The sequence below is a fragment of the Paenibacillus sp. FSL R5-0341 genome, assembly GCF_037975235.1.
Lineage (GTDB): Bacteria > Bacillota > Bacilli > Paenibacillales > Paenibacillaceae > Paenibacillus > Paenibacillus amylolyticus_A.
In genome coordinates this window covers 3,558,146-3,580,513 of record NZ_CP150241.1, presented here as the reverse complement: position 1 = coordinate 3,580,513, position 22,368 = coordinate 3,558,146, and the positions used below count along the sequence as shown (strand labels likewise).

21 protein-coding genes are annotated in these 22,368 nt (G+C 47.2%); 13 read left to right on the top strand and 8 right to left on the bottom strand.

Translation table 11 applies throughout. From position 1 onward, the window contains the following. Window positions 1-84: 84 nt before the first annotated feature. Together deoD and MKX75_RS15940 are read left to right on the top strand one after the other, a co-directional pair. Window positions 85-792, top strand: coding sequence for a purine-nucleoside phosphorylase (deoD, locus tag MKX75_RS15945; RefSeq protein WP_056691414.1), 708 nt, complete (start codon window positions 85-87; stop codon window positions 790-792). A gap of 407 nt (window positions 793-1,199) precedes the next feature. After that, on the top strand, window positions 1,200-2,501 hold the full coding sequence (locus tag MKX75_RS15940) for a pyrimidine-nucleoside phosphorylase (protein WP_036613808.1): 1,302 nt from the start codon (window positions 1,200-1,202) through the stop codon (window positions 2,499-2,501). Between the two features lie 122 nt (window positions 2,502-2,623). On the opposite strand, the gene MKX75_RS15935 is transcribed toward MKX75_RS15940, so the two are convergent. Together MKX75_RS15935 and MKX75_RS15930 are read right to left on the bottom strand one after the other, a co-directional pair. Continuing rightward, window positions 2,624-3,586 (bottom strand): TIGR03943 family protein, encoded by a 963-nt coding sequence (locus MKX75_RS15935; protein WP_339165960.1) that lies wholly within the window; start codon window positions 3,584-3,586, stop codon window positions 2,624-2,626. Window positions 3,587-3,689: 103 nt separating this feature from the next. Then, window positions 3,690-4,730, bottom strand: coding sequence for a permease (locus MKX75_RS15930; protein ID WP_339165959.1), 1,041 nt, complete (start codon window positions 4,728-4,730; stop codon window positions 3,690-3,692). Window positions 4,731-4,953: 223 nt separating this feature from the next. On the opposite strand from MKX75_RS15930, the gene MKX75_RS15925 reads away from it, so the two are divergent. From MKX75_RS15925 to MKX75_RS15895, 7 genes are all read left to right on the top strand, one after another. After that, on the top strand, window positions 4,954-6,153 hold the full coding sequence (locus tag MKX75_RS15925) for a GTP-binding protein (RefSeq protein ID WP_076331655.1): 1,200 nt from the start codon (window positions 4,954-4,956) through the stop codon (window positions 6,151-6,153). A 70-nt stretch (window positions 6,154-6,223) separates the two neighbouring features. Beyond that, complete coding sequence (gene rpmG / locus MKX75_RS15920) at window positions 6,224-6,373, top strand: 50S ribosomal protein L33 (RefSeq protein WP_036613813.1); 150 nt, start codon at window positions 6,224-6,226, stop codon at window positions 6,371-6,373. Between the two features lie 49 nt (window positions 6,374-6,422). Further along, window positions 6,423-7,130 (top strand): metal ABC transporter ATP-binding protein, encoded by a 708-nt coding sequence (locus MKX75_RS15915; protein WP_339165958.1) that lies wholly within the window; start codon window positions 6,423-6,425, stop codon window positions 7,128-7,130. Further along, window positions 7,076-7,969 carry a metal ABC transporter permease gene (locus MKX75_RS15910; protein ID WP_339165957.1) on the top strand — a complete coding sequence of 298 codons (894 nt, stop codon included), beginning with the start codon at window positions 7,076-7,078 and terminating at the stop codon, window positions 7,967-7,969. The genes MKX75_RS15915 and MKX75_RS15910 overlap by 55 nt, the downstream gene beginning before the upstream one ends. Further along, window positions 7,956-9,068, top strand: a complete 1,113-nt coding sequence (locus MKX75_RS15905) for a zinc ABC transporter substrate-binding protein (RefSeq protein ID WP_339165956.1) — start codon at window positions 7,956-7,958, stop codon at window positions 9,066-9,068. Before MKX75_RS15910 ends, MKX75_RS15905 begins: the two co-directional genes overlap by 14 nt. A 163-nt stretch (window positions 9,069-9,231) precedes the next feature. Next, entirely contained in the window at window positions 9,232-9,714 is a 483-nt protein-coding gene (locus MKX75_RS15900) for a hypothetical protein (RefSeq protein ID WP_062834768.1), read from the top strand. Between the two features lie 43 nt (window positions 9,715-9,757). Then, a complete protein-coding gene (locus MKX75_RS15895) occupies window positions 9,758-10,459 on the top strand; it encodes a M50 family metallopeptidase (RefSeq protein WP_062834767.1) in 702 nt (233 codons plus the stop codon). Between the two features lie 114 nt (window positions 10,460-10,573). On the opposite strand, the gene MKX75_RS15890 is transcribed toward MKX75_RS15895, so the two are convergent. The 5 genes from MKX75_RS15890 to MKX75_RS15870 form a co-directional block, all read right to left on the bottom strand. After that, window positions 10,574-10,945 (bottom strand): DUF4363 family protein, encoded by a 372-nt coding sequence (locus tag MKX75_RS15890; protein ID WP_062834766.1) that lies wholly within the window; start codon window positions 10,943-10,945, stop codon window positions 10,574-10,576. A gap of 26 nt (window positions 10,946-10,971) precedes the next feature. Continuing rightward, window positions 10,972-11,700, bottom strand: a complete 729-nt coding sequence (locus MKX75_RS15885) for a DUF421 domain-containing protein (RefSeq protein WP_062834765.1) — start codon at window positions 11,698-11,700, stop codon at window positions 10,972-10,974. Window positions 11,701-12,043: 343 nt separating this feature from the next. After that, window positions 12,044-12,907: an SDR family oxidoreductase gene (locus tag MKX75_RS15880; protein ID WP_339165955.1), complete on the bottom strand. Its 864-nt coding sequence runs from the start codon at window positions 12,905-12,907 to the stop codon at window positions 12,044-12,046. Then, a complete protein-coding gene (gene uxuA / locus MKX75_RS15875; protein ID WP_062834763.1) occupies window positions 12,904-13,971 on the bottom strand; it encodes a mannonate dehydratase in 1,068 nt (355 codons plus the stop codon). The genes MKX75_RS15880 and uxuA overlap by 4 nt, the downstream gene beginning before the upstream one ends. A 40-nt stretch (window positions 13,972-14,011) precedes the next feature. Continuing rightward, window positions 14,012-14,677, bottom strand: a complete 666-nt coding sequence (locus MKX75_RS15870) for a GntR family transcriptional regulator (protein ID WP_339170492.1) — start codon at window positions 14,675-14,677, stop codon at window positions 14,012-14,014. 268 nt (window positions 14,678-14,945) lie between these two features. On the opposite strand from MKX75_RS15870, the gene MKX75_RS15865 reads away from it, so the two are divergent. Together MKX75_RS15865 and MKX75_RS15860 are read left to right on the top strand one after the other, a co-directional pair. Then, a complete protein-coding gene (locus tag MKX75_RS15865) occupies window positions 14,946-15,248 on the top strand; it encodes a metalloregulator ArsR/SmtB family transcription factor (protein ID WP_076331658.1) in 303 nt (100 codons plus the stop codon). A gap of 90 nt (window positions 15,249-15,338) precedes the next feature. Further along, the gene (locus MKX75_RS15860; RefSeq protein ID WP_339165954.1) at window positions 15,339-16,742 is read left to right on the top strand and encodes an aldehyde dehydrogenase; all 1,404 of its coding nucleotides are present in this window, start codon (window positions 15,339-15,341) and stop codon (window positions 16,740-16,742) included. A 79-nt stretch (window positions 16,743-16,821) separates the two neighbouring features. Here the strand turns inward: MKX75_RS15860 and MKX75_RS15855 are convergent, their stop codons facing one another. Further along, window positions 16,822-17,733, bottom strand: a complete 912-nt coding sequence (locus tag MKX75_RS15855; protein WP_076331660.1) for an AraC family transcriptional regulator — start codon at window positions 17,731-17,733, stop codon at window positions 16,822-16,824. Window positions 17,734-17,909: 176 nt separating this feature from the next. Between MKX75_RS15855 and MKX75_RS15850 the strand changes: the two genes are divergently transcribed. Further along, a complete protein-coding gene (locus MKX75_RS15850) occupies window positions 17,910-20,141 on the top strand; it encodes a glycoside hydrolase family 52 protein (protein ID WP_076331661.1) in 2,232 nt (743 codons plus the stop codon). After that, window positions 20,138-22,279 carry an alpha-glucuronidase family glycosyl hydrolase gene (locus MKX75_RS15845; RefSeq protein WP_076331662.1) on the top strand — a complete coding sequence of 714 codons (2,142 nt, stop codon included), beginning with the start codon at window positions 20,138-20,140 and terminating at the stop codon, window positions 22,277-22,279. Before MKX75_RS15850 ends, MKX75_RS15845 begins: the two co-directional genes overlap by 4 nt. Window positions 22,280-22,368: the final 89 nt, after the last annotated feature.

Genomic DNA, 22,368 nt, shown 5'->3' with positions numbered 1-22,368 from the left:
GGATAGGGGAGGTCGGAGTGGCTGTGGCTGCTCCGATTCCTGCCATCATATTAGACTAAATATATAACTGGAGGAATTTCATTCATGAGTACACATATTGGAGCAAAACCCGGAGATATCGCAGAAACAATCCTTTTGCCAGGAGACCCTTTGCGTGCGAAATATATTGCAGATACGTACCTTGAAGATGTTGTATGTTATAACGAGGTTCGCGGAATGCTCGGTTTCACAGGTACATATCAAGGGCACCGGATTTCGGTGCAAGGTTCAGGAATGGGTATTCCGTCCTTTGCTATCTATGCAAACGAATTGATCAGCGAATATGGCGTGAAAAACCTGATTCGTGTAGGTACTTGTGGCGGTATGCAGGAGCATGTGCGTGTACGTGACGTCATCCTTGCACAAGCAGCATGTACAGATTCCAGCATGAACAAGCACGTATTCGGTGGATATGACTTTTCCCCGATTGCTACCTTCTCCCTGCTGAAAGAAGCATATGACCGTGCAACAGCTAAAGGCATGAAAATTCACGTTGGTAACGTGTTCAGCTCCGATTCTTTCTATCGCGATGACCGTTCAGTAACCGAGAAGTTGATGAAGCACGGCGTACTGGGCGTAGAAATGGAAACAACAGCACTGTACACCATTGCTGCCAAGTTCGGTGTTAACGCACTGACCATCCTGACGGTAAGTGACCACTTGCTGACAGGCGAAGAAACATCTGCCGAAGAGCGTCAAAAAACGTTCAACGACATGATGGTAGTTGCCCTAGATACAGCAATCACACTGTAATTGTTGCATTTTATATACAATAATCAATTGATTTTAATCGAAACTTTTGTTTGAAGCACGGAGTGAAGGAAGCGGATCGATTCTGAAGAAGCGAAGCGTTCGAAGGAACGATCCGGAGCGGAACGAATTAACGTCAAAATGTTGTATAAGATTACAACGGATGTTTTTGTATTTCATATACAATAATCAATTGATTTTAATCGAAACTTTTGTTTGAAGCACGGAGTGAAGGACCCGGAATCGATTCTGAAGAAGCGAAGCGCTCGCCTTTGTCTCCGAGTTTTCTCCATTGTAAAATGGATCAAAAAAACTTGGAGACAACAGCGATCGTAAGAACGATCCGGGGCCGTAACGGTGTAACTACAAAGTGTTCTATACAATCAATACACACACAAGGAGAGATCATCATGAGAATGGTAGACATTATTGCCAAGAAACGCGACGGAAAAGAACTGACAACAGCTGAGATTGATTTTGTTGTTCAAGGATACACACAAGGAGAGATCCCGGACTATCAAGTCAGCGCTTGGGCGATGGCGGTATTCTTTAAAGATATGACAGACAAAGAACGCGCGGATCTGACGATGTCGATGGTGAATTCCGGTGAAACGATCGACCTGTCTGCTATCGAAGGTATCAAAGTAGACAAGCACTCCACAGGAGGTGTGGGCGATACGACGACACTGGTACTCGCTCCGCTCGTAGCTGCGCTGGACGTTCCTGTTGCCAAAATGTCCGGACGTGGACTTGGTCACACGGGTGGTACAACAGACAAGCTGGAATCGGTTGCTGGTTTCCACGTAGAGCTTGAAAAAGAAGAGTTCATTCGTCTCGTCAACGAACACAAGGTTGCGGTTATTGGACAAAGTGGTAATCTAACGCCTGCAGACAAAAAGCTCTATGCACTGCGTGACGTAACAGCTACCGTTAACTCCATTCCACTGATTGCTAGCTCCATCATGAGTAAGAAAATTGCAGCAGGTGCAGATGCGATCGTATTGGATGTTAAAACGGGTGCTGGTGCATTCATGAAAACGACAGAAGATGCTAAAGAATTGGCCCATGCCATGGTAAGCATCGGTAACAATGTTGGACGTAAAACGATGGCTGTTATCTCCGATATGTCCCAACCACTGGGTCTGGCGATTGGTAACGCGCTTGAAGTGAAAGAAGCCATCCTCACCCTGCAAGGTAAAGGTCCGAAAGATCTGGAAGAACTATGTCTGGCACTTGGACGTCAGATGGTATTCCTTGCTGGCAAAGCAGATTCCTTGGAACATGCTGAGGAGAAATTGAAAGAAGTGATCCAGAACGGTAAAGCGCTGGAGAAATTCAAAGATTTCCTGGCAAACCAAGGCGGAGACGCTTCGGTTGTGGATCATCCAGATCGTTTGCCACAAGCACAATACCTGGTTGAAGTCCCAGCAGACAAAGACGGATATGTTGCCGGAATCGTCGCTGACGAAATCGGAACGGCAGCAATGCTGCTCGGCGCAGGCCGTGCAACAAAAGAGTCTGAGATTGATCTCGCTGTTGGTCTGATGCTGAACAAAAAAGTGGGTGACCCAGTCAAAGCTGGTGAGTCCCTCGTAACGATTCATGCCAATCGTGAAGACGTAGCTGACGTCATTGCGAAGATCAAAGAAAACATTACGATTGCGGATCATGCCGATGCTCCTGTATTGGTTCATGATATCGTAACGGAATAATACAATCAGAGCAGACGAGATGAAATCTCATATCTGACTGAACATGAAAGCCCCAAAGCGATGTGATCCATCGCTTTGGGGCTTTTTATCGTTGTTGAGCTGCAAGTTACTACTACTAGCAACTACTCGCTCTTTATTTGCTCATACGCCATCACCGAGTCCGCATTGGTATAAATATAAGGCGTGGATGGCTCGGCTACAGGGGTCACCTTTGTGGCGCGAATCTCAATAGTATCCTTACCATTCACTTGTGCTGACCCGATGCTGCCATCGATTTGCACCCAACTATCTGTAGGGAAGCTATCCGCTTCAGGGATGTGAATCATCACGCCAAAGGGAGCCGCATCCGCGGGGCAACACATGACGAGAAATCGTCCTAGTGCAAAATGTGATTTATGATCCATGCTTTTGTCACGATAGACAAACCCGGTTAACGAGATATCTTTGCCTGCAAATTGTCGCTGGAACATGTCGATCGTACCGAGGGTTTCAGAGAAAATCTCAGGATAGACTCGGATGACCTGTTCTGCATACAATTTTTCCGCCAGTTCAGCGAATTCGCGGCTATACTCGTCTGGGGGAATGAATTGTACTTTGGTGGCCGATGCAGACTGAACAGCCGTTGGTTGTTGTGTAAGATCTTGTACATTCAATTGCGTTGCCGGATCAGGTAACGGTTCTTTCCGACGAATCTCGGGAGGAGCATAAGTGAGAGACATGCCTTTCTGACTGGCCATGGAGCTGCCGAGAGCCCGATCAGGTAACAAAAACCCCAGCAACAAGGGTATAGCAATCAGACCATATACCATTGAACTACGAAGGAATCCCGAGGGTGATGGATGCTCACAGTCACAATGAACCTCGTTTCTACTGAACAATCCATGCCACGCCATAATAACGGCAATAAACAATAAGGGAACAGGGCAGCATAACAGCAGTTTTTGCATGGTCGGCGCCAAATAATAATGAAGCGAATCACTTGAATTCAAGTGAATAATGTACACCGCCAGACCGCCGATCCATACTGCACGGATCAGGTTATGCCATTGAATAATGTGTGATCTTGGAACAGGGGCTTTTGTCATCGTATATACAGTGTGGTTCATATCATCACCTCATCTCTATTAATCGTCAGGATGAAAGTTCATGTGATTAACCATTCAGGTCATGAAGTAATTTGCTTAACCTTTATACCAGCAGATTAATTAACCACGAGCCGGCAAAGACGAGCGTGATAATGGCTAGACTTAGACCTATAACAAACCGAGTACGGAAGGTCGAGAGCAGCATCAGGGTGCTTTTGAAATCCAGCATTGGACCAAGCACAAGGAAGGATACCAGCGGCCCAAGTGCAAACGTATGTGAGAACGCAGAAGCCACAAAAGCATCAGAAGTGGAACAGAGAGACAATACATAAGCAAACCCCATCATGAATACATAGGAGGCAACAGGACCATTGCCAAGTGAGATCAGATCACTGCGGCTAATGAATGTTTGGATGCAGGCTGTAATCAAGGCACCGATCACCAGATATTTGCCCATATCGACAAATTCATCTCCGGCGTGAATGAAGAAGCTACGCCAGTTTTTTACATGGTTATGGTCATGTGCATTTGCGTGTGCATGAGCATGAGGTTTCGCCATTTTAAACCCGGGATGTGTCTTGACCTCTGTCACTGCGACCTTTGGCATCCGAAGGGGATTTCGACGAACGAACACATACACGAGCATGCCTATGGAAGCAGCTACAGCAAAGGCCAGTCCCATACGGGCAATGGTAATCTCAGGATGGGAGGGAAAGGCAAGCAAGGTCGCGGTAAATACAATGGGATTGACTACGGGACCACTCAAAATGAACGTCACTGCGATATAGGCTGGCATGCCTTTGTGCATCAACCTTCTCACGACCGGGATCATGCCACATTCACAGATGGGGAAAATAATACCGAGTAGTCCTGCGACCAGCACACCGCCGATCGGATTCTTGGGCGTGAGCTTACGGACCATTTCTTCGGATACAAACCACTGCATGAGCGAGGACAATAACACACCCATGAGCAGAAAAGGTGCGGCTTCAAGGAAAATACCTATGAATACGGTTTTCATATTTTGCAAAGCTTCACTGTTCCATGCTTCCTTCAAGTCTGGAGCCATTGTGATCAACACGGGAACAAGAAATGCACAAGGGATCAGGAAGGACAGGAGCTTCAGATTGGCTGCCATTTTCATGAAACAGACCTCCACAACTAGGACTTTGCTAAAATATATGCTTGTACGTGCGGCAACATACATCATTCCTATGTTCTAATCAACATTTTTACGATTAATCAAGAATTTTCATCCTATTAGAGTTGACAACCTAAAGAAAACTGCGGTATAGTTCGGATTGATCATTCTTAATAGTAATTATTACGATTAAATTTACAACTTAAACAGAGTGGAGGAAGCAGAAATGTCAGATCAACAGGTTCAACAGCGGGTTCCAGTAACCGTACTTAGTGGATATTTGGGTGCAGGCAAAACGACACTGCTCAATCATGTGCTTCATAACCGCGAGGGGATGCGGGTTGCTGTCATCGTCAATGATCTCAGTGAGGTTAATATTGATGCAGGTTTAATACGAGATGGTGGAGGATTATCACGTATTGATGAGAAGCTGGTAGAGATGTCCAATGGTTGCATCTGCTGCACATTGCGGGAGGATCTGTTGAAAGAAGTCGAGCGGCTGGCGTTGGATGGTTCTTTTGACTACATACTGATTGAATCGACGGGTATTGGTGAGCCGGTACCTGTTGCGCAGACGTTTACGTATATCGATGAGGAACTTGGCATTGATTTGACGAAGTTCACTCGTCTCGACACGATGGTTACGGTTGTCGATGCTGCCCAGTTCTGGCGTGATTTCTATTCTAAAGAAACACTGAAGGATCGTGGACAGGAAGCCGGGGAGGACGATGTTCGCGGAATCGTTCATCTGCTGACGGATCAAGTGGAATTCTGTGATGTGCTGATTCTGAACAAATGTGATTTGGTATCGGAGGAAGAACTTTCGAAGCTTGAAAAGGCACTACACGCCATGCAACCGGAAGCCAAGCTCATTCGCACGACACATGGGCAGATTGATCCGAGAGAGATATTGAATACGGGACGTTTTGATTTTGAAAAAGCAAGCCAGTCCGCGGGTTGGATCCGCGAATTAATGAAAGAGGAACATACCCCGGAGACTGAAGAATATGGAATTCATTCATTTGTCTATCATCGTAAACGTCCATTCCACCCAGAACGGTTGCTGCGTTGGATTGCGAAATGGCCAGATAACATCGTGCGATCCAAAGGCCTGATGTGGCTAGCGACAAGAAACCATATGGCGATCTCTTTCAGTCACGCAGGCACATCGAAGCAGCTTGCGCCAGCAGGAATATGGGTAGGTGCGATGAGTGAGGAGGAAAGGGAACTTCATTTTGGCGATACATTGCCAAGCATACCGGACTGGGATGATGAGTGGGGTGATCGCGTAACCAAATTAGTATTTATCGGCATTGATATGGACCGGGCGGAGATTGAACGTACATTGGATGAGACCCTTCTTACGGAGGAAGAGATGTGGATGAACTGGCGTGAACTGAAAGATCCTTTTCCCGCGTGGAGTTGACAAACGAAAAAGCATAGGCTAATATCATTAAATAGTAATAATTACGATTAAATTAGAGGAGGCAACAACCATGAGAGTCATTGTAACCTTAGCCTGCACCGAGTGCGGGGACCGCAACTATACAACAACCAAGAACAAACGTAACCATCCAGAGAGACTTGAGATGAAGAAGTACTCCCCGCGTCTGAAGAAAATGACGATCCATCGGGAAACACGCTAAATTTTTTTGTTATTTTTTAATCGTAATATTTACGAAAAGAGGGAGAGGCATGATATTATCCTCCATGCGTGATGTTGTATTTGGATATGGCAAAGAGCCGGTCATTGATCAACTGTCGCTGGATATCCATGTGGGAGAGTTCATAGGCATCACAGGTCCCAATGGTTCTGCCAAAACGACCCTGTTAAAGCTGCTGCTGGGGCTATTGAAGCCCTGGAGCGGCACGATACATATGAATCCGCAGTTGAAACGTGGGAATAAGTCCAATATCGGTTATGTGCCCCAGCAGGTGGCATCGTTCAATAGTGGATTTCCCAGTACGGTGAATGAACTGGTCCGGTCCGGCTGTTACACCAGGCTGGGATTATTCCGCAGATTCACACCAGAGCAGGATGCCATCGTTGAACGCAGTCTGCGGGAAGTTGGCATGTGGGAATATCGGAATACACGAGTCGGTGAGCTGTCAGGTGGTCAGAAGCAGCGGATCTGTATTGCAAGAGCTATGGCTGGGCAACCGCAGATTCTGGTACTGGATGAGCCAACAACGGGAATGGACCGCCACAGCCGTGAAGGATTTTACAATCTGATGCGCCACTATGTTGATGCTCATGGGATAACGATTATTATGGTTACTCATGGACTGGAAGAAATGGGGAATCGATTGGATCGAACGATTACTTTGGAGCGGCAAGAAAGTGAGGAATGGCAGTGTTTGAGTACGAATTCATGCAACGTGCCTTCTGGGCAGGTGGACTGATTGGAGTCATCGCTCCAATTCTCGGGGTCTATCTGATGCTCAGGCGGCAGGTCCTTATGGCAGACACGTTATCCCATGTCTCACTCGCAGGGGTTGCACTCGGTTCGGTCATGAATCTTAATCCGGTGATCTGCGGATTCGCTATTGCAATCATCGGTGCATTACTGGTTGAACAACTGCGGCGAAGTTACCGAACCTATAGCGAGGTACCTGTGGCAATCATCATGACTTCGGGGCTGGCTCTTGCTGTAGTGTTGATGAGTCTCAAAACCAATCTGTCCAAGACATTCAGCTCATACTTATTCGGATCTATTGTCGCGGTTAGCGATATACAGTTGTGGATGATGGCAGGAGTATGTGTCATAGGTTTACTTTTTTTCATCCTGCTCCGAAGACCGTTGTATAGCTTTACGTTCGATGAAGAGACTGCTTCCATTGGAGGCGTTCGGGTAAGAGGTTTATCGTTTGCATTTGCCATTCTCACAGGAATGACGGTAGCTTCAGCCATGCCGATCGTCGGTGTGTTGCTGGTTTCTGCTCTCATTGTATTGCCTGCTGCCTTGGCACTAAGAGTGTCTCGCAGTTTTGCAGCAGCGATTATTGTCGCGGTAATTACAGGTTTAATCGGTATTTTTAGCGGACTCACCACATCTTATCATCTAAATACACCACCGGGAGGAACAATTGCACTTATCCTGTTGGTCATCCTATTGACTGGAATATCAGCGCAAAAGCTGATTGCACGATATAACCGCAAGCGTCACCGCAAAGAAACGAAATCACAGCACGTCATCTTGGTTAACCATTCTAGGAGGAATACATCACATGAAATTCAGTAAAAAAGCTACGCTCGGATTGTTGTTCAGTCTCACACTTATCGTCGCAGGCTGCGGACAAAAATCCGCTTCTGATGCAAATACAGCTTCGACAGGCAATTCCGTTCCAGTCGAGACGGAAACCGCAAAATTAAACGTGCAGGTCAGCTTCTACCCGATGTATGAGTTCACCAAAAATGTGGCAGGTGATCTGGCCGATGTGCATACACTCGTTCCAGCAGGAATGGAGCCTCATGATTGGGAGCCCACACCACAAGATATTGCCAGCATTGAAAAAGCGGACGTACTTGTATACAACGGTGCGGGTATGGAATCATGGATTGATCAGGTCACCGGAAGTCTAAGCAACGCTTCGCTCATTCAGGTGGAAGCAAGCAAGGGCATCAACCTGCTTGAAGGTGGAGAGCATGATCACCATCATGAAGATTCAGAGGCAACAGAACATGACCACGATCATGACCATGCGAATGAAGCGACTACAGAAGCACATGATCACGAACATGCGGATGAAGCGACTACTGAAGAACACGACCACGATCATGACGCCGAGGCAGAAGCACATGATCACGATCACGGTGGACTTGATCCCCATGTATGGCTGTCACCTGCATTGGCTGTAAAGGAAGTACGCAATATTGAAGCGGGATTGGCACAGGCTGCCCCGGAACATGCTGAACAGTTCAAGCAGAATGCAGATGCCTACGTTGCTCAACTTGAGTCACTGGATCAGGACTTCAAAGCGGCTGTGACGGATAGCAAGCGCAAGGATTTCATCACACAACACGCTGCATTTGGTTACCTTGCACAGGAATATGGATTGCAACAGGTGCCCATCGCAGGATTGTCTCCTGAGCAAGAACCTTCGGCAGCACAGATGGCATCTGTCATTGATTTTGCGAAAGAGCATCAGGTGAAGACCATTTTCTTCGAAACACTGGTTTCATCCAAAGTGTCTGAGACGATCGCAAGTGAAGTGGGAGCCAAAACGGCTGTATTAAATCCGATTGAGGGACTCACCGAAGAAGAGATCGCGGCGGGTATGGACTACATTAGCGTGATGAGACAAAATTTGGAGGCTCTGAAACTGGCGCTGAACGAATAATAAAAGATCGATTTGATGCCTTTCACCGAAAAAGGTACAATAATACAACATGCTGAGGAATGGAGTTCCATTCCTTTGCCTTTTGCCAAGCAGAGAGCACAGGGATGTGCTCTCTCTTTGTTGATAAGGTGACCGGATCAAGGAAAACAGGAGGACGCATTAGATGAATTTAAATGAGGAGCATGAAGTGCTGTTAAGTGAACAGCCTGCCCATCTGTGGAGACGGCGCAAGCTCGAGCTGATGCAATGGACGGAACGTGACAAACATACGGTATCCGCGAAGAGAACAGTGATTTGGAATGGTGTTGAAGTCGATGCTGAACTTGCGAAGGCATTGTCCATACTTCAGAGTGCGGGCGTGAGGACGGAATTTTCATGTGCAGGGGTGAGTCCGCTCGATGAACCTGTCGATCATTCCCTTTATGCTTATGTTACCCTGATACAAAGTGAGGTTGCAGATCAATTCGTACACTATGCTCTCCGTCGGATGCGGAATCGACTGCTCGTTACGCTAGAGGCCGAAAAGGGCCGCTATGATCTCTCTTCTTTTTTCATTGGACACAATCGAAGCTTCTGCTGGTGGATGGAGCACTGCGCCCTACAGTTTGGAAGCCGAAACGAATCGAGTGAAAAAAGCGTAGTATAAAGGATAGGCTTGTTTACTTGAAAGTAAAGGAGGTATGGCACGATTGAATAAGTGGGTCAAAACGATACTGTTTCTGCTAGGCTCCGTCTTTCTAACACGATTTATTCCATTCTCGTCCTTGTTCCGTAACCTGGACACGATGATTCACGAATTCGGTCATGCACTAATGACACTGGTATTGTCCGGTAAAGTGCTGCGGATAGAATTGTACGCTGATCATAGCGGCGTGACCTATTCATCCATGCTGACTCCAGGCAGATCGATCCTGGTTTCTCTGGCTGGATATATCAGTGCATCACTGTTCGCCTGGTTATTGTTCTACTTATACCGCAAAGGCTTGCATATGTGGGGACTTGGGATTATGACGGCTGTAGCTCTGGTGTCACTCCTGTTATATGTAAGAGGGGAGTTCGGCATGTTATGGCTGACCGGGTTCATCGTCCTGAATGTGGTCATTATGATATTTGGTGCCAAGATCGTGAAGTTCTATTATCTGCTACTAGCGTTTCTTACGCTGGAAGAGTCAGTCGTTAGTGCTGTATACGTTGGATTTATGTCCTGGACTCAGCCTTCACGGGCAGGGGATGCAGCGAATCTCGCTCAGCAGACATTCCTTCCCGCGCTGTTCTGGGGCACACTATTTGCTCTATTTGCACTGTGGTGTGCAAACAGAGCGCTGACTCTCTTTTTCCGCAAAGAAGGCACTTCGCGATCGTCACGGTCTCGGGGATTACGAAGAGCGTAATGTTTATAAAGGTATACAAAGCAAAAAAGGCACTTCCTTTCTTCATGAAAGGAGAGTGCCTTTTAATTTTGGACGTACATCTGATATTGAAGTCTGATATTAAAGATATTGAACCTAATCTCCAAGATTATCCCATAGCACATAAAAGTAATAAATCTCTTCCATAATCGCCTTATCATCCTCTGCCGCAACGCCGCCCTTGATCCGAGCAAGGGTGCCCAGAATATCATATATCGTTTCACGCTCTACACTGAACTGAATACGGTTTACGATTTTATCCCAGGCCTTCATTGCGTAATTAACTTGAGACGTGGCTTCAGTCCATTTTTTACCCTCAACCTGTTTCTCTAATGTTTGTATAGATTCAAGCAAACGATCATCGGTGCCAAAGGGCTTTTTGAGAAAAGCTCCGCTAGCCATAATGGCAACGAACACAAGAATGAGGAAGATCGGAAGCACATATAGCAGCCAGAAACGCGTTTTCATTCAACCGCCTCCTTGATGTAAAGAGTTTAGAAAGGCCCCTCATAATCGCCCATATCGATTTTTTCGGTGATCTTATCCTTGAACAGGTCCACATACAATTTGTCATTGGGTAATATGGCGGCAAAAGCGATATCCTGTATCGTGATGTTTTGCTTTTTCAGCTGCTCACTGAGCCAGTTCGTATCTTTGTTTCTTTCCTCCAGATTTTGCTTAATCAGCAGGCCATCAATGATAATCTCGGTCATCAGCTTGCTCTTGGGCGGGTGCATATGCATGTCTTTCGCGGTTACCGGTTGATTCTCGGGTTTTAAAACAACCGAGAGGCTGCCATCCGGCTCCAGAATGGCGTAATCCAGTGTCGTGATATCAAATACATCCTTCTGGCGCAGCATCATGGTCAATTCGTCAAATTTGACTCGCATTTTACTCAGGTTCTGTTCAAGAATTTTACCGTTCTGGATGATCAATGTGGGATCAGAGTCCATCAGTTTGGAGATGGTACGATTTTTCAGTGTAATATACTGAAAGATGATCGTAATGATTGTGAAAATGGTCAAGGCCACAAAATGAATCCACGCCTTGGAGGAGAGATCAGTTGCAAACGTACCCGCAATGGAACCGATTGTAATGCCGTTAATATAATCAAAATACGTCAAGTTACCCATCTGCTGCTTGCCCAGCACCCTTGTATAGATGATCAGGGTCAGAAAGGCAATAATAGACCGTACGGCAACAACCCATGTTTCTTCCATCATATATGTATCACCTTCCTTTATTTCACCATAGCTCTATAAGAGGTTGTTTAAAAAGTTTGCTTTTGAACACGTATTATAACAAGCTTTTCCTACGCTGGAGGATCTTATGCTTGAACGCCAAAAACCGAAACCTGGGTAAGTATCCCAAGCTTCGGTTTCATTAAATACCTATATTAGTTGAACTGATTCATTTACACGTAACGGAGAGGAAAGAAAAAACCTGAAAAAGCGAAGCGCTCGCCTTTATCCCCGGATTTCTCCTTTGGAGAAGTGAATCGTTAAAATCTGGGATAACAGCGATTGGAAGGTTGTTCTTTCATCGGAGTGTCTGTGTAAGAAATCATTAAACACCAGAATACGCCATAAATCCGCCATCTACGGGAATGACTGTGCCTGTGACGAAGCCGGATTGTCTTTCATCCGCAAGCCACATCAATGTGCCCAGCAGATCCTCCGGTTTGCCGAAGCGGCGCATAGGAGTATGCGCAATGATTTTACTGGAACGTTCCGTAGGTGAGCCATCTGGTTGCAGCAATAGATTGCGATTTTGTTCAGTCAAGAAGAACCCCGGTGCAATGGCGTTGACACGAATACCGGATTCAGCCAGATGAACGGCGAGCCATTGCGTAAAGTTGTTAATCGCTGCCTTGGCAGCACTGTACGCAGGAACTTTCGTCATGGGCGATGGGGCGCTCATGGAAGAAATATTAATGACCGTTGCCGGAACATCACGCTCAATCATATGTTTTGCAAAGATCTGCGTTGGGATGAGGGAACCGACAAAATTCAGATCCATGACCTGCCGAAATCCCTCTACACTCACATCGAAAAACGTAGTGACGTCGCTCTGTTCCAGATCTTCCAATCTGAAAATTTCATTCGTAGTGTTGGCACTGGCGTTATTACCACCCGCGCCATTAATGAGAATATCACAGGGTCCAAACTGTTCCAGCACAGCATCTGCCGCCGCCTGCATACTATCGGCCTGGGTTACATCACAAGCAATAGCAATCGCTCGGCCACCGGCAGCTTCAATCGTAGCTACAACTTCCTGACCCTTGGACACGGTGCGGTTCAGGATGGCTACACTTGCACCATGCCGAGCAAGTTCTTCCGCCATGGAGCGGCATAATACTCCAGCACCTCCAGTGATTACAGCCGTTCTGCCTTCAAGGCGAGATGAGCGTTCATATATGTGTTCACTCATGCTTTTGCCCTCCTTTGCAGGGAATCCCAGACGCCCCAGAGATACATGATCCCCAAAGCCCGGTCATAGAGTCCATAGCCAGGTCGGCATTGTTCCCCCCAGAGATGACGACCATGGTCGGGTCTTGCATAACCTTCATAACCAATATCGTGATAAGCCTCAACAACCCCTGCAATATCAACACTGCCATCCTGACTGCGGTGTGAGGTTTCGATAAAGTCGCCGTTATCGTAGATTTTAACATTACGAATATGGGCAAATGGAATCCGGTCCTTGAACTCGTGAATCATTCCGATAATGTCATTGTCGGCATTCGCTCCAAGGGAGCCACTGCACAGCGTCACGCTATTGTAAGGGCTATCATAAAGATTAAGATATTTGCGAACATTCTCCTGACTCGTAATAATCTTCGGTAATCCAAAGATCGGCCATGGCGGGTCATCCGGATGGATCGCCATTCGAATCCCCAGCCGTTCCGCTGTAGGAATAATCTCTTGCAGGAAGTAACGCGCGTGCTCCCACATATGTTCCTCAGTTACATCCTTGTATGCTTCAAACAGTCCGGTTAAATACTGCAATCGTTCCGGTTCCCAACCTGGCATGGTAAGTGCTGAGTTCTCTGTAATGCGTCGAACCAGTTCCAGGGGTTCTATATTTGCGAGTTTACTGTGCTCATAGAAGAGGGCCGTTGAGCCATCCTCCATTTCCTTGTGCATATCCGTGCGAAGCCAGTCGAAGATCGGCATAAAGTTGTAGCAGATGACCTTCACACCCACCTGAGCCAGTTTCTCCATCGTTTTAATATAGTTCGCAATGTATTTATCCCTTGATGGGAGGCCCAACTTGATATCCTCATGGATGTTCACACTCTCAACGACATCCAGATGTAAACCGGCCTTGTCTGCTGCCACTTTGACAGCGAGTATTTTGTCCATCGGCCATTCCTCGCCAGCAGGAACATCGTGCAGCGCCCACACAATACCTTCAACACCCGGAATCTGCCGGATGTGATCCAGTGTTACCGTATCATTGCCTTCGCCAAACCAGCGAAACACCATTCTCATCACGTTCACCTCATCATGAATAGTAGTAAGAAGAATTCAGTCATTGAAAATAGGATGGATATGTATCCTGCAGGACAGCCAAATCGGTGACAGTTAAATGCAGGTGTTCCTGCATCAGTCGCTCTGCCGTCAGGGCATTATGCTCTTGTATAGCCTGGACCATGGACCTGTGCTGTTCGATCAGGTGATCCCACTGGTGATCCGAGGACAGGCGAAGCATGCGACTGCGATTCAAATGCACATTCATCTGCTGGATGACAGTCCAGGTGTTACTTTTGTTACAGCCTGCAAAAAGAGTGCTATGGAATTCCTCATCCAATTGGAACATTCGTTCATCATCCGGATTGACCCTGCATTCCTGTTGACGGGCAAGATTCTGTTCAAGTGCCATCATCTGTTCATCCGGAAAATGCTCGCAGGCAAGTCTGATCACGGCTCGTTCGAGTTGTTCTCGCATGAACCTTGCTTCCTCAACCAGATCGAGCTGGATTAGAGAGACGTATGTGCCACGCTGTGGATACACTTCCAGCAGACCTTCTTGAGCAAGCCTTACAAAACTTTCTCGAACCGGTGTCCGGCTGACCTGGAACTCCAGCGAAATTTCCTTCTCGGAAATGGCTGTTCCCGGAGGCATTTTCAGGTTCAAAATGAGCTGCTTCAGCGTGACATATACGGCATCTCGTGTCGAGTAAGATTGCTTGTTCATAGAAGATAGACTGTTCGCAGCAGGCGACAAGCCGGCTTTGGATGATAACTTTGGGGTATATTCCACAACTTCAACTCCTTCATTGACATACTACCATACTTGTATGGTAGTATGGAAGCGCTTTATCGTCATTGTATTGAATTTATTTGATGATTTACTTGCAGTTCAAAGGAGTAGAGAGTACAATTCAATCATTAGGTTCGAATGTTTAAACCAACAGATATCGGATAGAGAATAATATACGAAGAATAGTACAGAGGTGAACACCATGGGACAAAAAGCGATTAGCGTTTTTCAAACCTGTATCCCGTTATTTCAAGTATTAAGTGACAACCATCGTCAAGCCATTTTGCTGACACTTACCGAGAAGGGCAGAATGACGGTGAATGAAATTACCGAACAATCCAGCTTATCCCGGCCAGCGATATCTCATCATCTTAAGCTGTTGTTAGAGAAGGGGCTTATATCTGTGGAACAGAAGGGCACACAGCGCTATTATTCGGCTTCATTGAATGCATCGGTAGAACTGCTGAAGGAACTGGTAGCTGCTTTGGAAGAAGAGTGTCTGTAGATTAATGGTGATCAAACATGCTTTTGCATGTGTCTTATAGGTTCGTGAGTTTAAACACTTGATCAATAATAAATAGAGGAGTATGTAAATATGACAACAACTATACAGGAAGTAACCAGTCAGGAAGTTGAACAGATTTTGGAGCAGCAACGACAGTTCTTTCGTTCCGGGGCAACACGATCGGCAGAAGCCCGAATTGCCCGTCTGACCCAACTGAAGCAGGCGATTCAAAAGTACGAGACCAGACTGACAGAAGCCCTCTATCAGGATTTGGGAAAAAGTGAGTTCGAATCCTACACGACCGAGATCGGATTCATGATGGACAGCATTACACACACCATTCGTAAAGTGAAGAAATGGGTGAAACCCGTTAAAGTCAAAACGCAAATGGCACTCCTGGGTTCGAAAAGTTATATCATACCCGAACCCTACGGGACGGTTCTGATCATCGGACCATTTAATTATCCTTTTCAACTCTTAATCGAACCATTGGTAGGTGCGATTGCGGCAGGCAACACAGCCGTACTCAAAGCGTCAGAGAATACACCTGCGGTGTCCGCTGTTGTCCGTGAAATGATCGCGACCGTGTTCGAACCGTCATACGTACAGGTACTTGACGGTGCCAAAGACACAACGACCGCGCTGATTAACGCGCCGTTTGACTATATCTTTTTTACAGGCAGTGTACCGGTTGGCAAGATTGTAATGGAGGCAGCTGCCAAAAATCTGGTTCCCGTTACGTTGGAACTTGGCGGCAAGAGCCCAGTCATCGTGGATGAACAGGCCGATATCAAAGTAGCTGCGGAGCGCATCATATGGGGAAAATTGCTCAATACAGGACAGACCTGTATTGCACCTGATTATTTACTCGTGCATGAGCGCGTGAAGGAACCGTTAATTACGGAGATGAAAGCAGCGATCGTGTCCTTCTTTGGTTCGGATATTCAGCACAACAAGGACTATGGGCGAATCGTCAACAAGGGTCATTTTAAACGTCTGACGACTCTGATAGAACGGGATAAGGCCAAAGTGATCTACGGGGGAGCTTCGGATGAGGAAGATCGATTCATTGAACCTACTTTGATTGATGCGGAGTCCTGGGATGCAGCGACGATGGAAGATGAGATTTTTGGACCGATTCTACCGATCATCAGTTATCGTAACCTGGATGAAGCCATTACAGAGATCGTAAAACGGCCAAAACCGCTCGCCTTGTATCTGTTTACTTCTGACACCCAAGTTCAGGACAAAGTGCTGCGCGAAGTTTCATTTGGAGGCGGCTGCATTAACGATACCATTACGCATGTAGCGAATCCGCGTCTGCCATTTGGCGGTGTTGGTCATTCTGGTGTTGGCTCGTATCATGGGCAGTATAGTTTCGAGACCTTCTCCCATCTCAAAAGTGTTCTGAAAAAAAGCACCAAATTGAATCTGCCGATTCTGTATCCACCGTATGATAACAAGCTGAAGTTGATTAAGCGTTTGTTGAAATAACCCTTATATAAATACAGAGAACCTCTTGAATCGAATCAAGCGAAATGTTGAATTAAGCCCAACAGCCTGCTACTGGACTTTAATCCAAAGCAGGCTGTTCCTGTCGGTAACGGGATGGCGACATGCCGGACCAGCGCTTGAATTGACGACTGAAATGGGCAATATCCTTGTACCCCAGCATGACTGCAATATTTTGAACAGACAGCTTCGGATTGCCAAGGAGAAGCTTCGCTTCATGCAGAACCAACTGAGACAATACAGCGCGGGGAGACTGACCGAATACCTGCTTGAAGACACGATTACAGTGAGAAGAACTGATGCCCAGCTCTGCTGCAATATCATCAATGCCATAGTGTCCTTCCGATTCGTGTCCCTGTTTGAATTGCTGACTCATCAGTCCTTGCAATCGATTGCGAATCCGATGGGCGAGTTCGATCTTCTCGTGTCCTTCCGTAAACCATTGCGCTGCCTCCTGCGAGACCGCCTCCCACAGATGGCCGAATAGTTCGAATACTGCAGATTGCAGCTGCATTCGCTGCATCATCGTACTTGCTGCTTCATCATCCGCGGATGACATCAATTTGCGCAAAACGGGCTCGATCTGCTGCGTAACCGGACTATCCGCAGTGAATCGCACTTGTTTGATGCGGGCCAGCAACGATAAGAACAACTGATCATCAATATCAAAATGCATGCAAAAATACGTGAATCCTTTGCCGTTATGGCTTTGGCTTGAATGAATGCTGCCCGGAGGAATCAAAAGCAGTTCGCCAGCCTTTTGAATATACAGTGTACCGTTCACCATCATGCGTTGCTCGCCTTCCGTGACATAGTTTAATTCATATTGAGGGTGCTCATGCGCCGGGTAATCCCAGTCTGTACCGACACTTCGCAAATGAATGGCGAACAGATTGACCGTTGTTTGCACATCTGGATAAAAAACTTCATGGACACTTTCTCCCAAATCGGGAGGCAAATACGTTGAAGACATGGAAGATCCCCCTTATATCAAATGGAATAGTTTTGTAACCGCTTTAATTTATTATAGTCTATCAGCTTGATTTGGGTAAATATCCGATTGATTTGATCATGGTCTGAGATGGAACCACATGTTAGGATGGGGCTAATGAAAACGTATGCATACCATTCTGAGAGGGGTTATGATTCATGAGCACATCCAAATCCATCTTTTATAATGCACATCACGCACCGATTGGTGCTTTTGCGAGTTTTACACTGGGTTACAAAGGAGCCAAGGGCGGGCTGGGTCTGGAACTCGGCAAGCCGGCTGATCAGAATGTATATATTGGATTACAATCTCGCGATGGAGAGTATTATCAGGCACTTCCTTTTTATGAAGCTTCCGAGGATGAGAGTAGCCGCTATGATGTAGAGAAGTTAGAGAATGGGGATCAGGCACAGACATCCGTAGATATGGAGGTAAAGGGGGACACGGCCTCGTCGACGACTGCGTCAAAGGTTCTACAACCTCTTATTACGGCTTTTCGTGATGAAGATATTACACGTGAATTCACCTCAGGTACGGATACGTGGACTGCGGGAGATCTGACGTTCCGGATCTACTCGCCTGTACGTCCAGTACCTGATCCAACGAGTGGAGATCGTGAAGCCTTAATGGATGCACTCGTACCTGCCGTATTGGTGGAAATGACGATTGACAACACGCAAGGTCAACAATCTCGCAAAGCTTACTTTGGCTATCAGGGCAATGATCCATACTCTGCGATGCGTTTGATTGGAGGACCAGAAGGTGGCTCCATCACAGGTGTTGGACAAGGTCGGCTTACAGCCATTATGTCAGCAGATGATGGACTATGGCCTGCGCGCGGGTTTACGTTGGAGAAGCTGCTACAGGAGAAGCATCGGGAGAATCTGGCTTTTGGACTTGGCGGAACTGCGGCATTACTAATGGAGGTACCGGCTGGACAGAAACGTACATATCAATTCGCAGTATGTTTCTATCGTGGGGGTATTGTGACGACCGGAATGGACACGACGTATTGGTATACGCGGTATTTTGCTGATATCCAGGCCGCAGGAGAGTATGCACTTCAACGTTTCAGTGAGTTGACCGCATCCTGTGAAGAGGTTGAACAGCGCCTTGGAACGGCTGCTCTGAGTGAAGATCAATCATTCATGCTTGCTCATTCCATTCATAGCTATTATGCCAGTACTCAACTGCTGGATGCCGATGGCGAGCCACTCTGGGTGGTGAACGAAGGGGAGTATCGGATGATGAACACACTTGATCTGACGGCTGATCAGTTGTACTTCGAGCTTGCCTTGAATCCCTGGACGGTGCGGAATGAGCTGGAGTGGTTTGTAAAACGGTACAGTTATACGGATCAGGTTCGTTTTCCGGGGGAAGAGAAGTTATATCCGGGCGGAATTACGTTTACTCATGACATTGGTGTAGCCAATGTGTTCTCACGCCCCGGATACTCGGCATATGAGCTAGTGGGCATCGATGACTGCTTCTCACAGATGAGCCATGAAGAACTGGTGAACTGGCTCTGCTGTGCGACGGTATATATCGAACAGACACAGAATCAAGCTTTTGTGAAAGACATGCTGCCTGTTATTCGGGATTGCTTCGACAGCATGCTTAATCGGGACCATCCCGATGCAGAACAGCGTAACGGTCTGATGGGCCTGGATAGCAGCCGTACCCAAGGTGGAGCCGAGATTACAACCTATGACAGCCTGGATGTGTCACTTGGACAGTCTCGCAATAATATCTATCTGGCGGGCAAATGCTGGGCGGTCTATGTTGCCTTGGAGAAGTTGTTCGCGACTGAGAAGTTGGCGGATCTGTCACATCAAGCAGGGCTTCAAGCCGATCGCTGCGCCGCCAGTATCGCTGCACAGTTGACTGATGGTGGCTACATTCCGGCTGTGATTGCAGAAAATAATGATTCCCGAATTATTCCGGCGATTGAAGGTCTGGTGTTCCCTTACTTTACAGGCTGTGAAGCAGCACTGGATGTGAATGGTCGTTTTGGACCTTACTTGAAGGCACTCCAAACCCATCTGAAAACGGTTCTTGTACCGGGAACATGTCTGTTCGAAGATGGTGGTTGGAAACTGTCCTCAACAAGCAATAACTCGTGGCTGAGCAAAATCTATCTGTCCCAATTTATCACTAGAGAACTGCTGGGTGTGGAATGGGATGAGACAGGCAAGGCAGCAGATGCGGCTCATGTAAACTGGCTGCTGCATCCGGAAGAATCCTACTGGTGCTGGAGTGACCAGATCCTGTCTGGTGTGGCGGTTGGCAGCAAGTATTATCCGCGTGGTGTAACGTCCATTCTATGGCTACTCGAAGGCAAAGGAAATCAACTTGCGCAGATCTATGCCAGCAAGGAGGCGGTACAATGAGCCAGTCTGTCGTTCAATCTGGTCTGTCAGGTCCACAATACGATGCATGGCTGGGGTACCACTCCACATTGTCAGGAGAGAATGGCTTTGCCAAGAAGACGGCTCCACTCTGGAGCAGGCTGATCTTGGCCGAAGAAAACCATCAGATCATTACGACAGCCCTGACCGAGCTTTCACTGGGACTGGAGAAGTTGTATGGCGTGAAACCCACGGTCAGTCAGCTGACTGCTTCTCAGGCTAGTGAGCGGAACGAGCATGCTCCTGCAATACGAATTGGTACATGGGCTGGAAGCCATTCTGTGGCCGAAGCGTTTAGCGAAACCGAGCGTTCTGCTGTGCAAGGGGAAGGGTATATCCTTCGCAAGGACGAGGCAGAAGGTGTACTGGTCATTGGATCAGAGACTCCCCAAGGAGTGCTGTATGGTGCATTCCATCTGCTTCGGGAGCTGACACTTGATCCAAAAATTGCAAGCGAAGCGGAAGAAGCTGCAAACAAGTGGAGTTTTATTGCCGAGCAGCCAACCAATGCGCTACGAATGATTAATCAGTGGGATAACGTGGACGGCAGCATTGAACGGGGTTACGCTGGGGACTCGATTTTCTACGATAACGGGGAATTCACACTGGACTTGGAACGCATCAGAGATTATGCACGCTTGCTTGCTTCGACGGGTATCAATGCCATATCGATCAACAACGTAAATGTACACCGCCGTGAGAGCCTGTTTCTAACGGAACGTTATCTTGGTGATGTTGCGAAGGTTGCCGCTGAATTCAGAGCGTATGGTATTCGACTATTCCTGAGCGCCAACTACGCTAGTCCAATTGAGATTGGTGGTTTGCATACGGCAGATCCGCTGGATGCGCAGGTCCGGGAATGGTGGAACATTCAAACGGCCAAGGTGTATGCAGCCATTCCGGATTTTGGCGGATACCTGATCAAGGCAGACTCGGAGAATCGTCCAGGGCCGTTCACGTATAACCGGGATCATGCCGATGGTGCGAACATGCTGGCCGAAGCGCTTCGGCCATTCGGTGGCTTGGTGATCTGGCGTTGCTTCGTCTATAACTGCAAGCAGGACTGGCGGGATCGCTCCACAGACCGTGCGCGGGCAGCGTATGACCACTTTACGCCGCTGGATGGGCGGTTTGCCGACAATGTCATTTTGCAGATTAAGAACGGGCCGATGGACTTTCAGGTGAGAGAAGCGGTATCCCCGCTCTTCGGCGCCATGGAAAATACGAATCAGGTCATTGAGTTTCAGATTACGCAAGAGTATACCGGGCAGCAGCGTCATCTGTGTTATCTGGTTCCCCAGTGGAAAGAAGTATTGGACTTCGACACTTACGCCAAAGGCGAAGGTTCAGAGATCAAGCGAATCGCGGATGGTTCTCTGTATAAACGACCTTATAGTGGCTTCGCCGCAGTATCCAATATTGGTGCAGATGCTTGCTGGACAGGACATCCGCTCGCGCAGGCGAATCTGTATGGATATGGCAGACTTGCGTGGAATCCGGAGTTGTCCACAGAAGAGATTGCCGATGAGTGGGTGAGACTGACGTTTGGACATGAAGATGAAGTCGTGCGGCAGGTTACGGGTATGCTTTTGAATTCGCTAGATATCTATGAAAATTATACTGCACCTCTCGGTGTAGGCTGGATGGTTAACCCGGAGCATCATTATGGGCCAAATGTAGATGGGTACGAGTATTCCAAATGGGGAACGTATCACTTTGCCGATTGTCACGGCATTGGTGTAGATCGAACCGTGAAGAGCGGAACAGGGTATACCTCGCAGTATCACCCTGAGAATGCTGATCGTTATGAGTCCTTGGACACCTGTCCGGATGAGTTGATCTTATTTTTCCATTACGTGCCGTACACTCATGTTCTGCATTCGGGTAAGACAGTCATTCAGCATATTTATGATACACACTTTGAAGGTGCCGCGCAGGCAGAGGTGTTAGCCGATACATGGAGACAGCTGGAGGGAAAAGTGGACCCAGTTATCTTCAGCAAAGTTGCTTCATTACAGGAGAATCAGGCCGAACATGCGAAGGAATGGCGGGACATGATCAATACGTACTTCTATCGCAAGAGCGGCATTGCGGATGAACAGGGTCGAACAATTTATTGAGTGGAATTGCGAATGCGGATGAACTTGGTGATATGAAAAAGAAGATACCTTGTTTTTTTTGATGTAAAATAGACAGCATGGACATACAT

Excerpts from the sequence above, each read along its gene's own strand:
- deoD (WP_056691414.1), top strand. The coding sequence starts at position 85 with ATGAGTACACATATTGGAGCAAAACCCGGAGATATCGCAGAAACAATC.
- MKX75_RS15940 (WP_036613808.1), top strand. The coding sequence starts at position 1,200 with ATGAGAATGGTAGACATTATTGCCAAGAAACGCGACGGAAAAGAACTG.
- MKX75_RS15935 (WP_339165960.1), bottom strand. The coding sequence starts at position 3,586 with ATGACAAAAGCCCCTGTTCCAAGATCACACATTATTCAATGGCATAAC.
- MKX75_RS15930 (WP_339165959.1), bottom strand. The coding sequence starts at position 4,730 with ATGAAAATGGCAGCCAATCTGAAGCTCCTGTCCTTCCTGATCCCTTGT.
- MKX75_RS15925 (WP_076331655.1), top strand. The coding sequence starts at position 4,954 with ATGTCAGATCAACAGGTTCAACAGCGGGTTCCAGTAACCGTACTTAGT.
- rpmG (WP_036613813.1), top strand. The coding sequence starts at position 6,224 with ATGAGAGTCATTGTAACCTTAGCCTGCACCGAGTGCGGGGACCGCAAC.
- MKX75_RS15915 (WP_339165958.1), top strand. The coding sequence starts at position 6,423 with ATGATATTATCCTCCATGCGTGATGTTGTATTTGGATATGGCAAAGAG.
- MKX75_RS15910 (WP_339165957.1), top strand. The coding sequence starts at position 7,076 with ATGGCAGTGTTTGAGTACGAATTCATGCAACGTGCCTTCTGGGCAGGT.
- MKX75_RS15905 (WP_339165956.1), top strand. The coding sequence starts at position 7,956 with ATGAAATTCAGTAAAAAAGCTACGCTCGGATTGTTGTTCAGTCTCACA.
- MKX75_RS15900 (WP_062834768.1), top strand. The coding sequence starts at position 9,232 with ATGAATTTAAATGAGGAGCATGAAGTGCTGTTAAGTGAACAGCCTGCC.
- MKX75_RS15890 (WP_062834766.1), bottom strand. The coding sequence starts at position 10,945 with ATGAAAACGCGTTTCTGGCTGCTATATGTGCTTCCGATCTTCCTCATT.
- MKX75_RS15885 (WP_062834765.1), bottom strand. The coding sequence starts at position 11,700 with ATGATGGAAGAAACATGGGTTGTTGCCGTACGGTCTATTATTGCCTTT.
- MKX75_RS15880 (WP_339165955.1), bottom strand. The coding sequence starts at position 12,907 with ATGAGTGAACACATATATGAACGCTCATCTCGCCTTGAAGGCAGAACG.
- uxuA (WP_062834763.1), bottom strand. The coding sequence starts at position 13,971 with ATGAGAATGGTGTTTCGCTGGTTTGGCGAAGGCAATGATACGGTAACA.
- MKX75_RS15870 (WP_339170492.1), bottom strand. The coding sequence starts at position 14,677 with ATGAACAAGCAATCTTACTCGACACGAGATGCCGTATATGTCACGCTG.
- MKX75_RS15865 (WP_076331658.1), top strand. The coding sequence starts at position 14,946 with ATGGGACAAAAAGCGATTAGCGTTTTTCAAACCTGTATCCCGTTATTT.
- MKX75_RS15860 (WP_339165954.1), top strand. The coding sequence starts at position 15,339 with ATGACAACAACTATACAGGAAGTAACCAGTCAGGAAGTTGAACAGATT.
- MKX75_RS15855 (WP_076331660.1), bottom strand. The coding sequence starts at position 17,733 with ATGTCTTCAACGTATTTGCCTCCCGATTTGGGAGAAAGTGTCCATGAA.
- MKX75_RS15850 (WP_076331661.1), top strand. The coding sequence starts at position 17,910 with ATGAGCACATCCAAATCCATCTTTTATAATGCACATCACGCACCGATT.
- MKX75_RS15845 (WP_076331662.1), top strand. The coding sequence starts at position 20,138 with ATGAGCCAGTCTGTCGTTCAATCTGGTCTGTCAGGTCCACAATACGAT.